The 13,972-nt window shown below is 71.7% G+C and carries 7 protein-coding genes and 1 pseudogene; 2 read left to right on the top strand and 6 right to left on the bottom strand.

Going from position 1 to position 13,972, the window contains the following annotated elements:
- Positions 1 to 187 precede the first annotated feature (187 nt).
- Positions 188 to 1,699 (bottom strand): 30S ribosomal protein S1, encoded by a 1,512-nt coding sequence (gene rpsA / locus D1369_RS30705; RefSeq protein ID WP_007381311.1) that lies wholly within the window; start codon positions 1,697 to 1,699, stop codon positions 188 to 190.
- Between the two features lie 374 nt (positions 1,700 to 2,073).
- Between rpsA and D1369_RS30700 the strand changes: the two genes are divergently transcribed.
- Both D1369_RS30700 and hrpB read left to right on the top strand, forming a co-directional pair.
- Positions 2,074 to 2,910, top strand: a complete 837-nt coding sequence (locus D1369_RS30700) for a class I SAM-dependent methyltransferase (RefSeq protein WP_050789687.1) — start codon at positions 2,074 to 2,076, stop codon at positions 2,908 to 2,910.
- Between the two features lie 31 nt (positions 2,911 to 2,941).
- Complete coding sequence (gene hrpB / locus D1369_RS30695) at positions 2,942 to 5,419, top strand: ATP-dependent helicase HrpB (protein ID WP_118082722.1); 2,478 nt, start codon at positions 2,942 to 2,944, stop codon at positions 5,417 to 5,419.
- A 3,643-nt stretch (positions 5,420 to 9,062) separates the two neighbouring features.
- Here hrpB and D1369_RS44115 read toward each other — a convergent pair.
- The 5 genes and pseudogenes from D1369_RS44115 to D1369_RS30670 all read right to left on the bottom strand — a co-directional run.
- Positions 9,063 to 9,674 (bottom strand): annotated as a pseudogene (locus D1369_RS44115) (caspase family protein); the annotation flags it as partial.
- Between the two features lie 95 nt (positions 9,675 to 9,769).
- Positions 9,770 to 10,660, bottom strand: coding sequence for a hypothetical protein (locus D1369_RS30685; protein WP_037899605.1), 891 nt, complete (start codon positions 10,658 to 10,660; stop codon positions 9,770 to 9,772).
- Between the two features lie 51 nt (positions 10,661 to 10,711).
- Positions 10,712 to 11,707 (bottom strand): DUF3068 domain-containing protein, encoded by a 996-nt coding sequence (locus tag D1369_RS30680; protein ID WP_037899607.1) that lies wholly within the window; start codon positions 11,705 to 11,707, stop codon positions 10,712 to 10,714.
- A 16-nt stretch (positions 11,708 to 11,723) separates the two neighbouring features.
- The gene (locus D1369_RS30675; protein ID WP_106433589.1) at positions 11,724 to 11,858 is read right to left on the bottom strand and encodes an SPW_0924 family protein; all 135 of its coding nucleotides are present in this window, start codon (positions 11,856 to 11,858) and stop codon (positions 11,724 to 11,726) included.
- 156 nt (positions 11,859 to 12,014) lie between these two features.
- The gene (locus D1369_RS30670) at positions 12,015 to 13,754 is read right to left on the bottom strand and encodes a lytic murein transglycosylase (RefSeq protein WP_118082721.1); all 1,740 of its coding nucleotides are present in this window, start codon (positions 13,752 to 13,754) and stop codon (positions 12,015 to 12,017) included.
- Positions 13,755 to 13,972: the final 218 nt, after the last annotated feature.

The raw sequence follows: 13,972 nt of genomic DNA, 5'->3' as shown, positions 1-13,972 counted from the left end.
GCGGCATTCCCACCCTGGGCCCTGATCAGCCCATCTCTTGACGGCTTTTCATGACCGAGAGCGGCTTGAACTCCCCAGGGGCGCGGGGAACTGCGCGACCGGCCCCACCGGCCTACAGACAAAACACCGAGGGACCGCACCCCGAAAGGTACGGTCCCTCAGTCAAGAGCTAGTGCTCAGTGGGCGTTCAGCTCTGCCCACCCGCCAGCTTCTCCCGCAGCGCGGCAAGCGCCTCGTCGGAAGCCAGCGCACCGGAGGTGTCCGCACCCTCGGAGGAGTACGAACCGCCACCGCCACCGCCGCCACCCGCGGCCGGAGCCGCACCGGCGGAGTCCCCGCCCTCGGCGGCAGCAGCCGCGTCGGCCTCACGGGACTTGATGACCTGCTGCTGGTGCTGCTCGAAGCGGGTCTGCGCCTCGGCGTACTGGTGCTCCCACGCCTCGCGCTGGGTCTCGTAGCCCTCGAGCCAGTCGTTGGTCTCGGGGTCGAAGCCCTCGGGGTAGATGTAGTTGCCCTGGTCGTCGTACGACGCGGCCATGCCGTACAGGGTCGGGTCGAACTCGACCGAGGCCGGGTCGGAACCGAAGGCCTCGTTGGCCTGCTTCAGCGAGAGGCTGATGCGGCGGCGCTCGAGGTCGATGTCGATGACCTTGACGAAGATCTCGTCGTTGACCTGGACGACCTGCTCCGGGATCTCGACGTGGCGCTCGGCCAGCTCGGAGATGTGGACCAGACCCTCGATGCCCTCGTCCACGCGGACGAACGCACCGAACGGAACCAGCTTCGTGACCTTGCCGGGCACGACCTGGCCGATCTGGTGGGTGCGGGCGAACTGCTGCCACGGGTCTTCCTGGGTCGCCTTCAGCGACAGGGAGACACGCTCGCGGTCCATGTCGACGTCGAGGACCTCGACGGTGACTTCCTGGCCGACCTCGACAACCTCGGAGGGGTGGTCGATGTGCTTCCAGGACAGCTCGGAGACGTGGACCAGACCGTCGACGCCACCCAGGTCCACGAAGGCACCGAAGTTGACGATCGAGGAGACCACACCGGAGCGGACCTGACCCTTCTGGAGGGTCGTGAGGAACGTCTGGCGAACCTCGGACTGGGTCTGCTCGAGCCAGGCGCGGCGGGACAGGACCACGTTGTTGCGGTTCTTGTCCAGCTCGATGATCTTGGCCTCGAGCTCCTTGCCCACGTAAGGCTGGAGGTCGCGAACACGACGCATCTCGACGAGGGAGGCCGGCAGGAAGCCACGGAGGCCGATGTCGAGGATGAGACCACCCTTGACGACCTCGATGACGGTACCGGTGACGATGCCGTCTTCTTCCTTGATCTTTTCGATCGTGCCCCAGGCACGCTCGTACTGAGCGCGCTTCTTGGACAGGATCAGACGGCCTTCCTTGTCCTCCTTCTGGAGAACAAGGGCCTCGATCTCATCGCCCACGGCGACGACCTCGTTGGGGTCGACGTCGTGCTTGATGGAGAGCTCGCGGCTCGGGATAACGCCTTCGGTCTTGTAACCGATGTCGAGCAGGACCTCGTCCCGGTCGACCTTCACGATGACGCCGTCGACGATGTCGCCGTCGTTGAAGTACTTGATCGTCTCGTCGATCGCGGCGAGGAAGGCTTCCTCGTTACCGATGTCGTTGACCGCTACCTGCGGAGTGGTAGAGGTGGTCTCGGTGCTGCTCGTCATGTGGGAAAGGGCTCCGGTACGGACAGTGAGTCGTAGGTACTGCTTACGCCGGGAGCCTGTTTCGCTCTGAAGAAGCCGGACAGCCAAGGAAGCGCCACACAAAACCACTGGTGGCGCCTCGACAACCGAGGGGACATACAACAGATGCGAGCGCAGCCTGCTACGTCTGAGGAGCGCAGGCCCGCAGCGCAACTTGTAGCATACGGGGGCAGCCGGACAGGGTCAATGCGCGAAGGCGCACACCCGGGGCGGATCGCCGCATACCCGGCACAAAACCTGTCTCACGAGGCCACGCGCGCGTGACGGCGCCCCATTTATGACGGCCGTCGCGACGGGTTGGACGGAAGAGCCCGCAGACTAATACGAGGGAGCCGATCATCCAAGAGCCCGCATCACACCCGCAGGAGTCCGGCCCGGACGCCGACTCGCAGGCCACCCGCCGTGACGCGGACGTCACGGAGAGCGCCCGCGCCAACCGTGGCTGGTGGGACCGCAACGCGGACGAGTACCAGGTCGAGCACGGCACGTTCCTCGGCGACGACCGCTTCGTATGGTGCCCCGAGGGCCTCGACGAGGTGGAGGCCGAGCTGCTGGGCCCGCCCGAGGACCTCAAGGGCAAGGACGTCCTGGAGATCGGCGCCGGCGCCGCCCAGTGCGCGCGCTGGCTGGCCGCACAGGGTGCCCGCCCGGTCGCCCTCGACATCTCGCACCGCCAGCTCCAGCACGCCCTGCGCATCGGTACGTCCTTCCCCCTGGTGTGCGCCGACGCGGGCGTGCTGCCGTTCGCGGACGGCTCCTTCGACCTGGCCTGCTCGGCGTACGGCGCGCTGCCCTTCGTCGCCGAGCCGGTCCTGGTCCTGAAGGAGGTGCGCCGCGTCCTGCGCCCGGGCGGCCGGTTCGTCTTCTCCGTCACGCACCCCATCCGCTGGGCCTTCCCGGACGAGCCCGGCCCCGAGGGCCTGTCCGTCTCCGCCTCCTACTTCGACCGCACGCCCTACGTCGAACAGGACGAGGAGGGCCGCGCGGTCTACGTCGAGCACCACCGCACCATCGGCGACCGGGTCCGTGACGTGGTCGCCGGCGGCTTCCGCCTGGTCGACCTGGTGGAGCCGGAGTGGCCGGTCTGGAACACCTCGGAGTGGGGCGGCTGGTCCCCGTTGCGCGGGAATCTGATCCCCGGGACCGCGATCTTCGTGTGCGAACGCGACTGAGGCGTCTGGGCAGTCGTACGACACTGGGGGCGTGATCCGTTACGACGCCCTCGACGCCCTTCCCGTACGCGGCGCCCTGTCCGCGCTGGGCGACGCCCTGGAAAGCCACGGCACGGCCGTCCTCGTCGCCCCGCCCGGCACCGGCAAGACGACCCTCGTCCCGCTGGTGCTCGCGGGTCTGCTGGATTCCGGCGCACCCGCGCGGAAGGTCGTCGTCGCCGAACCCCGCCGTATCGCCGCCCGCGCGGCGGCCCGGCGGATGGCGTGGCTGCTGGGCGAGAAGGTCGGGGAGAGCGTCGGCTACTCCGTGCGCGGCGAGCGGGTGGTCGGACGGCACACGCGCGTGGAGGTCGTCACCACGGGGGTGCTGCTCCAGCGGCTCCAGCGCGACCAGGAGCTGACGGGCGTGGACGTGGTGGTGCTCGACGAGTGCCACGAGCGGCATCTGGACGCGGACACCACGGCGGCCTTCCTGTGGGACGTGCGGCAGACGCTGCGGCCGGAGCTGCGCCTGGTGGCCGCGTCCGCGACGACCGACGCGCAGGGGTGGGCGCGGTTGCTGGGCGACGCGCCCGTCGTCGAGGCGGAGGGTGTCTCGCATCCGGTGGAGGTCGTGTGGGCGCCGCCGGCGCGTCCCGTGCGCCCGCCGCACGGCATGCGGGTCGATCCCGCGCTGCTCGCGCACGTGGCGTCGGTCGTACGGCGCGCGCTGTCCGAGCGGGACGGGGACGTGCTGTGCTTCCTGCCGGGCGTGGGCGAGATCGCGCGCGTGGCCGGGCAGTTGGGCGGCCTCGGTGGCGTGGAGGTGCTCCAGGTGCACGGGCGGGCGCCGGCGGCCGTGCAGGACGCGGTGCTGGCGGGCGGGGAGCGGCGCCGGGTGGTGCTGGCGACCGCGGTGGCCGAGTCGTCCCTGACCGTGCCGGGGGTGCGCGTGGTCGTCGACTCGGGGCTCGCGCGGGAGCCGCGCGTCGACCACGCGCGCGGACTGAGCGCGCTGGCGACCGTGCGGGCCTCGCAGGCCGCCGGGCGGCAGCGGGCGGGGCGGGCCGGGCGGGAGGCGCCGGGTGCGGTGTACCGGTGCTGGGCGGAGGCCGAGGACGCCCGGCTGCCGCGTTTCCCGTCGCCGGAGATCAAGGTGGCCGACCTGACGGCGTTCGCGCTGCAGGTGGCCTGCTGGGGCGATCCGGACGCGTCCGGCCTCGCCCTGCTGGATCCGCCGCCGGGCGGGGCGATGGCGGCCGCGCGGGACGTGCTGACGGCCGTGGGGGCGGTGGACGCGGACGGCCGGGCGACCGCGCGGGGTGCGCGGCTGGCCCGGCTGGGCCTGCATCCCCGGCTGGGCCGGGCACTCCTGGACACCTCGGGTGCGGGCGCCGAGGCGGTCGCGCTGCTGTCGGAGGAGCCGCCGCGGGAGTACGGCGACGACCTGGCGGCCGCCGTGCGGACCGCTCGGCGGGGTGGTGACGCCTACGCGGCACGGTGGCGGTCGGAGGTGCGGCGACTGCGCTCCGCCTCCGCGGAGTTCACGGAGCCGGCCGCGGGGAACGATGGTCTCGTCGCCGCGCTCGCCTTCCCCGAACGGGTCGCCAGGGCCGACTCGGGCTCCTATCTCATGGCCTCCGGCACCCGCGCCGAACTCTCCGACGGCTCGCCGCTGCGGGGCTCGCCCTGGCTCGCCGTGGCCGTGGCGGACCGGCCCGTCGGAAAGGGGCACGCGCGGGTGCAGCTCGCCGCCGTGATCGACGAGGACACCGCCCGGTCGGCGGCCGCGTCCCTGTACTCCGAGGGCCAGGAGGTGCACTGGGCGGACGGGGACGTCGTGGCCCGGCGGGTGGAGCGGCTCGGGGCGATCGAGCTCGCGGTCCGGCCGCTGAGGGACGCCGACCCCGTCCTCGTACGCGAGGCCCTCCTCGAAGGGCTCCGCCAGGAAGGGCTACGGCTGCTGCGGTGGACGCCCGACGCGGACGTCCTGCGGCAGCGGCTGGCGTTCCTGCGCCACCACCTCGGCGACCCGTGGCCCGACGTCTGCGAGGACGCGCTCCACGCGCGCGTGGACGAATGGCTGGAGCCCGAGCTGAGCCGCGCCCGCCGACGGGCCGACCTGGCGCGCATCGACGCCGGGCAGGCGCTGCGAAGGCTTCTGCCCTGGGCCTCCGGCGAGGCCAATCGGCTGGACGAGCTGGCGCCGGAGCGGATCGCCGTACCGAGCGGGTCCCGGGTCCGGATCGACTACGGCACCCCCGAACAGCCCGTCCTCGCGGTGAAGTTGCAGGAGATGTTCGGGCTGCAGGAGTCACCCCGGATCGCGGGCGTGCCCCTCCTGGTCCATCTCCTGTCCCCCGCCGGGCGCCCGGCGGCTGTCACGGGCGACCTCGCCTCCTTCTGGGGGGACGGCTACCGAGCAGTGCGGGCAGAACTGCGTGGGAGGTACCCGAAGCATCCGTGGCCGGAAGATCCCGCGGCGGCGGAACCGACCCGGCACACGACAGCCCGGCTGCGTCGGGGCTGAACGTCGGGAAGCGGAGGGTATAGAGGCCGGTCGAGGTGAGGACGGCGACGCGTTCGTCGGCGAGCGGGGTCACCGCCTGGATCCTGCCGTCCACCGGGATACGCGCGGCCTCGGTGCCGGCGTCGAGGTCAAGGAGCCGGAGGGTGTTGTGGTAGTCGACGGTGACAACCACCCGGCGACCGCCCATGTGGTGCAGGTACAGGGAGGAGGGCGAGACCTTCTCGTGGTACGACCAGATCTCGGAGCCGGAGAGGACGTCGTGCACCTTGATGCCCTGACCGAGGCTCGTGTACCCGACGACGGGTTCACCGCTCCATTCGTCGAGGGCGATGGCGCCCGGCTGCCGATTGTGGGCGCCGGAGACTGTGACCGATACATCGGGGCTGTCGGCGAGGTGGAAGACCGTGTTCCCGTCAGGCAGTTCGACGACGCTGAGGCCGTGGTCGTAGACGTAACAGGCGACGTAGAGGCGGTCGGCGACGACGCGGCAGGTGACCGTCCTCGGCTCGGCGGGCAGGGCCACCTCGCACAGGCGGCGTCCGTTCTGGGTCCAGACGGCGACCCGCGTGCCGAAGACGCCCAGCACGGCGGCGTGGTCCCGCCAGGTCACCGGCTCCAGCCAGCGGAGGTCGCCCGGCGGGGCGTCCCGGAGCATCAGGTGCCGCCGGGGCCGGCCGAGCATCTGCAGGGGGCGCAGGCCGGGATGAGGCTCGTGGACGCCGGAGACCAGCACGGGCTGACCGTGTGCACCCCAGGCGGTGCGGGAGTGTCTCTTGCCCTGCCAGGCCACGAGGTCTCCGGTCGCGGTGTCCAGGCAGCGCACACCCGCGCCGTCGGCGAGGGCCACCACTTCCCGCCCCGCCACCCGCCCCTGGCTCAGCCGCGTGCCGAACAGAGCGGAGAACCGCCGCGGTTCGGCGTCCGCGGTTGTGGTGCCGCCGAGCGGTACGGCCCACAGGGATACCGCGGAGTCCAGGAACTCGCCCATGGCCAGCAGGACTTCGTCGGCCGCGGTGACCGCGGCCACCATGCGCGGCATGCCCGGGAGGTCGGCGTGCAGGAGTACGGTGCGGCGCCCGACGGCATCGACCATCTCGACGCCGTTCATGTGCACGGTCATCCGGATCAGGCCGTTGCCCGTCGGCAACAGGAACTCGCCGCCGTGCGTCACGACCCGGCCGTCGGACACGCAGGTCCACTCCTCGATCCCGGCTCCGTGGTCCGTGACGGCGTCCGTGCGTGTTCTGGAGGAGTCGAACCGGACGTGCGACGTGGCGACGACCACGCGCCCCTCGTGGAGCAGGACGTCCTGCACATGACCGGAGCTCAGCGAGCGGCTCACGCTGTCCAGCGTCCGCCAGCCGTTCCGTGGGTCCACGGTCCAACGGTGGACCTCCCGCCCTTCGTCCGCGGTGTATCCGGAACGCACCGCGGCGACCGTGATCACGCCGTCACGGGGCTCCATGACGAGACGCTGGTCCAGCACCAGGCCGCCCCCCACGCGCCGGGGCGTCAGTCGGCACAGCTCCTGCCCGGTGCGCATGTCCAGGAGCCGTACGTGGCCGTCGCTGTCCAGTGCGCCGGCGACCAGGGTGTCGTCATCGGCCAACAGGGCAACGCTCTCGGCACGCACCCCGACCGTGGTGCCCCAGGGCCGGCGCCGGGCGACGTCCCAGACCTGAAGGCGATGCAACGGGCCGCCTGGCCCCTTGAGAAGGGCCCAGCCGCCGGGGCAGGTGGCGATCTCCTCGATGTCCGCCGGCGACCGCCAGGTCTCCCCGGCCGGCTCCGGCAGTTCCAGTTCGCCGAGCGGCTCGCACGTCTCGGTGTCCCAACAGGTGATGCGCCCCTTCTCGCCGAGGAGCAGGATCCGACGCCCGTCGCACTCGACCAGAGCGTGCGGCCAACCCCCTGACGGAAACCGCCCCAGTGACCGGTACGGGTACGGCGGGCTCGGTACATACGCCCAATCTGCCGTCCACGGCTGGTCCGGGACCCGCACCGAGGTGGCGTCCGCGAGCAGCCGGTCCCCCATCTCCAGGGCCGTCAGCCGCAGCAGCGCCGCCCTGGCGCCGACGTCTGTCTCCGCCTTGAGGTGCGGCGCGATGCGCTCGTAACTGTCGCGAACGGCCCGGGCCCGCGGCTGTCGCAGGCCGGGCAGGGTGCGCCGCAGTACGGCCGGGTCGACGGCGACGAGGAACAACGGATCCGTCACCAGATCGTCCAGTACGCCGCCGACCGAGGCATGACTCGGCAGGTGCTCGCGCAGGTAGGGGTCGGCAGCGGCCCAGTCAGGGCCGGTTCCGTCGGCTTTGGGCGGGACGAGGAGCGTCAGGGCCTGGGCGATACGCCCCAGCAGGTCCGCCGGGAGGCCGTCGCGCAGTTCGTCGGCGAATGTCTCGTGGTAGAGGCGGTACACGGAGCGGCCGTGCGGGTCCACGTCCTCCACGATGTGGGAGCCGCCGCTGCGCAGAATCCAGTCCAGGTCGCGCGGGCCGACCGGGTCGCCGGTGAGGGCGGAGGCGATGGCGCACCAGGCGTCGCCGGCCGGCAGGCCGGTGCCCTCGGCCAGGGCGAGCGCGGTGAGCAGTCGCCGCCCGCGCAGCTCCTGCTCCTCGAACTGCTGCCGCAGCGCCCAGCGGAAGGCGGGTCCGGTCGGCCGGGGTGCCTCGGTGATGAGTTCGGGCAGTTGGTCCTGCCAGCCGGGGACGGTGGTGTCGAGGGTGCGGGGGTGTTGGGCGAGGGACCGGGCCGCGAGCCGGGCTACGAGGTAGTTCCCACCGGCGCGGGCTTCGATCGCGTCGGCCACCGGGTCTGCGGTCTCGTGCCGGTAGGGGCTGGTGCTGCCGGGGCCATCGGGAGCAAGCAGGAGCTGGGTGGCGTACGCGCGGACGTCGCCGGCGTGTGTCCACTGGGGATCGTCGAGGTCGAGCCGGTGGAAGCCGGGGCCGAGGGCGGGGACGGCGCGGGGTCGGGTGCCGATCAGGATGTGGACGTGCGGGAGTTCGGAGAGAGGCCGCAGCAGGTGTGCGGCGATGCGCTCCGGCTCGGCGTCGGTGCTGCCGGCCGTGCCCGCCTCGTCGAGCGCGTCCACCGCGATGCGCAGTGGGGCCCGGCGGGTGGCGAGGGCCTCCAGCAGCAGATCCGGGCGCTGCGTCGCCGGGTCCCCCGGGGCGATGCCGGCGGCGTCGGCGATGCCCGAGGTGATTTCCTCCAAGAGCTTGTGCCGGGCGTGGATGGCGGTGAGCGAGGTCCCGGCCGCGCGGGCGTCGAGGACGAGGCGGCCGATCAGCGCGGACTTGCCGACGCCGCCGCTGCCGGTCACCACGACGGACCGGCGGCCGTCGGAGCCGGTGGCGGTCAGCCAGGCGGTGAGTTCGGCACATGCCTTGACCCGGCCGGTGAAGTAGGAGCCTGTGCCGCCGAGGGCGTCCGCGCCGCGGCCCCTGGGGTCGAAGTGGCTGAGGAGTTCGGTACGACGGCGGCGTCCTTCGCGGCTGTTCCAGGTGCGCTGTTCGTCGAGGTCGATACCCGCCGGGATGCCGGGGGCGTAGCGCGGGTTGGGGAAGAAGGGGAATCCCTCACCGCTGGGCAGGGTGCCCCAGGCGGCGTGCTGGAAGGGGCCGTCGACGGCGAGGTCGTCGTTGACGCGGTCGACGACCTGTTCGAGGTACAGCTTGCGCTGACGGTGGCCGCCGAGGGTGAGGTCGTCCACGGCTGACCGCAGCGCGCGGGCGAACGCGCCGTCCTCGGCGGCTTCTCCCGTGCGCGCGGCGGCGATGACGGAGAAGGCGGTGAGCCGACCCTCATCAGCGGCGCGGGTACTGGTGAGCGCGGCCCCGAGCTCGTCGGCGACGGTGCGCGCCGCGTCCACGCCGCCCTGTCCGGCGTAGCAGGTGTCGACGATGAGCAGCAGGCGCTCGACGCCGCTCTCGGTGACGATGCGGACGAGATCCTCGGTGGCGAGGGCGGTGCCGCCGAGCCGCGTGGGGTCGCTGTCGCGGCACAGCACGTAGTGCCGGTGGTGGTCGCGGTCGCCGTGGCCGGTGTAGTAGAGGACGAGGGCGTCGTCCGTGCGGGCCTCGGCGGCGGCCCAGTCGGACAATCCGCGGCGGAAGGAGTCGGTTCCGGCGTCGTGGAAGCGGTGCGCCTCGATATAGCCGAGGGTCCGGAAGACTTCGGAGACGGTGTCGAGGTCGCCGGACACGCCGGGCAGGTGCTCCTGGTGGTCGTACGCGGAAGTGCCGCCGACCACGACGAGCCGGCGAACCGCTGCCGGTTCGCCGAGGGGACGGGCCAGGCGCGGATCTGCGTCGGCCCCTCGGTGCCGGGCACCACGATCACCGGCGCTCACCGGCGCTCGCCCGGCACAGCGAGTCCGGCGGTGACAGCGGCTCCCGTCTCGGCCGCGGTGAGGTGGTGTTCGAGGGCATGGGCCTGCCAGCCATTGTCGACGAGGACGTCACGGATCCGCCGCTCGCCGGCATCGAAGAGGGGGCCCAGGCGCTTGGTGAGCGCGACGACATCGCGTCGGTCACAGAGGTTGGTCCAGTGGTCGACGCCGGCCGGCCACTGTCCGCGACCCTGCGCGGGTGGTGGGGTGAGCCGGTCGAACACGAGCTGGGGGATGCCGAGCGGTGAGCCGATCGTGACCAGACTCGGCACCGGCGTCGCGGGCTGCGCGGCAAGTGCCTCGTAGGCGATGACGGAGCCGAGCGAGTGGCCCACCAGGACCCGGGTGTCGGGGCCGACGGCCGCGGCGACGGCCTCCTGGATGCGGGCTCGCAGGTCCGGTTCGGTGAGGTAGCGGCGCACCTGCCGCAGTACGCCGAGCAGAAAGCGGTCCCCGGCACGGGCGAGGAACCGGCTGCGGGTCAGCGCGTACAGCGCGCGCTGCACGGTGAACGGGGTGGGTGCCTTGCCGGGGCGGGCATCGGGTGGCGCCGGAACACGCTCCGGTTCGAGCCGTGCGGCCTCGGTCCACCAGGCGAGCAGAAGATCGCGTTCGTACGGGTCGGGTGGGTCGCGCGGATCCGGCAGCGGCTCGCCCTTGGTGACCCGGCCGCCGCCGGGTGGCCGGAACAGGTGGCCGTAGAAGGCGGTGGCGATGTCCTCGTCGTCGAGAGCCGGGCCGCCGGCGAGACGGACGCCGTCGCGCAGCGCCGGTGAGACGGAGGCGTGCACGGTGTGGGGGCCGAGGTACTGCTTGCCGATGCCGTGCACGATGACTATGGCGGCCATGCCCCTCCCCCGAGCGGTTGTGCTCAGGATCGTACAACTTGGCTCCGACACTCAGGCGGTGACCGGTTCCGCCTCGGTGTCCTTCGTCGGCTTCCGGTCGCCGGGTCGGCGGCCGCGAGCCTCCAGGTAGAGGGAGAGCGCCAGGAGAAGCAAGCCGAGGACCAGGAATCCCCACGGGAGGTACGACGTCAGCAGCAGGACCAGGGTGCGGTTCGACTTGACCAGGTCGACGGTGTGCCTGATGTAGTCCTCGCGCATCTTCACGTCGCCGGCGAAGACCGTCACCTTGTCGCGGCCGCCGAGCAGGGTGCCGCCGCGCAGTTCCTCCTTGTGGAGTTCCTCGCCGTAGACGGGGGCCCCGGTGAGGGGTTCGACCCAGAACTTCCGGACCGTGGTGTACCAGCGGGTGGTGCCGGTCCTGGCGATGGCCGCGGGGGTGATGCCCTGGACCGGCATGGTCTTCGGGAAGGGCACCTTGGTCCAGGGGATGGTCTGCTCGAAGTAGTAGACGTCGAGGCCGCGGAAGTTCCGGGTGCCCTTGTAGTGGATGGGGGCCGAGGTGCGGGCCTGGGCGTCGAAGTAGACGTAGTCCCGTTTCTCGGTGAGGAAGGGCCACTTGAACTCGATGCCCGCACGCTTCACTGGGTCGCCGTCGACCATCTCGCCGGTGGCGTGGACGGGGTCCTGGGTGTGGGCGTCGAAGATGTAGCGCTCGGGGATCTTGGAGACCATCTTGCCGTCCGGCCCGACGACGTAGGACAGCCCGTCCCAGACGACGACGTCCTTACCGGCCGTCTTCTCGATCTTCTCCGAGGCCTCCACGTTGCCCTTGAGGGTCTGCACGATGGTGACCTTGGAGACCTTCTTCGCCTTCATTCCGTCGTTGTAGTCGATGAGGGTCGCGTCCTTGGCCTCCAGGACCATGTCCTGGTACTGGTTCGCGGGGATCTTGGCGAGGCGCGGGAAGGCGTACCAGCGCAGCAGCGGGGACAGCGCCGCGAAGAACACGGCGAGGGCGAGCAGGACCAGGCTGGTCTTGCGGCGCATCTCGGCCTCCCGGGGGTCACGGGTGTGCGGGCACCGTGGTCAGCAGCGGCTTCGGGGACGTCTTGCCGGTCGGCGTGCCGAGTGCGGTGATGGTGAGGATCAGCGCGAACGCGAGGGCGAGACCGGTCGCGGCGGCGATCAGGGCACGCATGTCCACCTCCCGGCACCGGAACTGATACATCGTCAGGTCCGGCACCGTAGCAACGGGGGGGCGAGATGAGAACAGCTCGCGCACGGCGAAGGGCGCCCTGTCCGCCGTAGCGGAAAGGACGCCCTTCAAAAGCCCTTCGAAAGGGTGGGCCGGTGTCTACGAACTCGCGCTGGGACTCGGCGACGGGCTTGCCGAAGTGTCGGCGGCGGCCGCCACGGTCAACGTCACGTCGAGCGTCGCGCCGCCCGCGGTGGTGATGCGGAGCACGAAGGTGCCGGTGGTGTCGTCGGCGTAGAGCTGCGGCAGCTTGAGCAGGCCGTCCGCGTCCGTGGTGAGGCCCGTCAGGGTGCGGACGGTCTTGCCGTCGGCGTCCTTGAAGTAGGGGCCCTTGTCGTTCTCGGTCGCGTCGTCGTCCGACTTGATCAGGGTGGCGGTGGCGCCGACCTTGTCGGCGACGGCGTCCTTGTAGGTGGCCTTGACCTGGACCGCGTCGGCGAACTGTCCGCCCGGGGTGCAGGTCAGCACGGTGTCGCTGGTGCGCACCAGGGTGTCGGCGACGCGCTGGGTCACGGTGGCCGGGTAGTCCGGGCCGGTGACGGTACGGCCGATGAGGGTGGCGCGGACCGTGAAGGCGCCGGTGGTCTCGCCCGCCTGGAGCGCGGGCGCGGTGGCCACGCCGGAGCTGTTGGTCAGCGCGGTGGCGACCTTCTCGCCGCCGGTGAAGGTGGCGTCGGTGTCGCCGACGATCGTGAACCGGATCCGGACCTTGGCGACGCCCTTGCCGGCGGCGTTCTCGGCCTTGGTGCTGATCTTCTCGGCGAACGCGTCACCCGCCATGGCGGTGAGCTTCGCGGTGCCCGAGTCCTCCAGGTGGTCCACGGTCTGGGTGGGGGTGGCCGGAGGGGACGAGGGCGGAGTGGTGGGGGTCCCCGACGGGGGCGGTGTGGTCGGCGGCGGGGTCGGGCGCGGCGAGCCGGGCGTGCTCGGCTTCGACGGGTGGTGCGGTGCGCTCGGAGTCGAGGGCAGGGACGGCGAGGTGGTCGAGCCGCCGCCGGTCCCGCCGTCGCTGCGGTTGCCCGGGACGGTGCCGGTGCCGTCGGGGATCTCGTGGGTGCCCTTGCGGTAGTACTCCAGCCACGAAAGGACCGTGTTCACGTAGTGCCGCGAGGGGTTGTAACTGAGGATCGCCCTGTCCAGGTCACCGCTGTCCGACAGGTCCCGGCCGTTGCGGCACAGGTAGTGACCGGTGGCGAGAGCGGCGTCGTAGATGTTGTTCGGGTCCTTCACCCCGTCGCCGTTGCCGTCACGGCCGGCCCACGCCCAGGTGGACGGGATGAACTGCATGGGCCCGACGGCCGAGTCGTAGGCGGTGTCGCCGTCGTAGGCGCCGTTGTCGGTGTCCTTGATGAGCTCGAAGCCGTTGCCGTCGAGCTGCGGGCCGAGGATCTTGGAGGTGGTGGTGCCGTCCGCGTCGACCCGGCCGCCGCGGGCCTGGCCCGACTCGACCTGGCCGATGGCGGCGAGGAGCTGCCAGGGCAGATTGCAGCCGGGCTTGGACTCCTGGAGTTCGGTCGCGGCCTTCTTGTAGGCGTCGAGGACGGTCGCGGGTATGCCCGCCTCGGACTCGACCGGAGAGACGGTGGAGGTGCCGTCGGTCGGCGCGGGGCTCGGGGTGTTCAGCGGCGGCAGGTCCGTGTAGTACGGCGAGTTGCCGGTCGCGCCGCTGTCATCGGCGGTCGCGTCGGGAGAGGGCTGGGCGTCGGCGGCGTTGGATCTGCCGTGGTCGTCGACCGTGGCCCCCGGGGCCTGGGAGGCGGACAGTGCCGCGACCGCGGCCGCGGCCACGGCGGTGGTCACCGCTCCCTTGCGCAGCCTCCTGCCGAATTGCGCCGCCATAAAGTGAACCCCTCCTGTGGACGCCCGAGCGCCCTTCTCCGTCTGCCGCTCTCGTCCCGTTGAGACAGTCGAACCGCCCTTGAGGTTGCCCCTGCGACACGCGGTAATTCCTGAGTCGCACGTTCGCCCGAGCTCCCCAGCGCGGTGACCCGTGTGACCCTACGACAACTTCCTTTCCTCGGACACCGGTTCGTGCCCGATATTCACCGGTTGGCCAT

The sequence above is a fragment of the Streptomyces sp. CC0208 genome (genome assembly GCF_003443735.1).
GTDB lineage: Bacteria > Actinomycetota > Actinomycetes > Streptomycetales > Streptomycetaceae > Streptomyces > Streptomyces sviceus.
This window is presented reverse-complemented; position numbering and strand designations above follow the sequence as displayed.

Bases quoted from the DNA above. Each gene is read 5' to 3' on its own strand.
- D1369_RS30680 (WP_037899607.1), bottom strand. From the start codon at position 11,707: ATGCGCCGCAAGACCAGCCTGGTCCTGCTCGCCCTCGCCGTGTTCTTC.
- D1369_RS30675 (WP_106433589.1), bottom strand. From the start codon at position 11,858: ATGCGTGCCCTGATCGCCGCCGCGACCGGTCTCGCCCTCGCGTTCGCG.
- D1369_RS30670 (WP_118082721.1), bottom strand. From the start codon at position 13,754: ATGGCGGCGCAATTCGGCAGGAGGCTGCGCAAGGGAGCGGTGACCACC.
- D1369_RS30685 (WP_037899605.1), bottom strand. From the start codon at position 10,660: ATGGCCGCCATAGTCATCGTGCACGGCATCGGCAAGCAGTACCTCGGC.
- rpsA (WP_007381311.1), bottom strand. From the start codon at position 1,699: ATGACGAGCAGCACCGAGACCACCTCTACCACTCCGCAGGTAGCGGTC.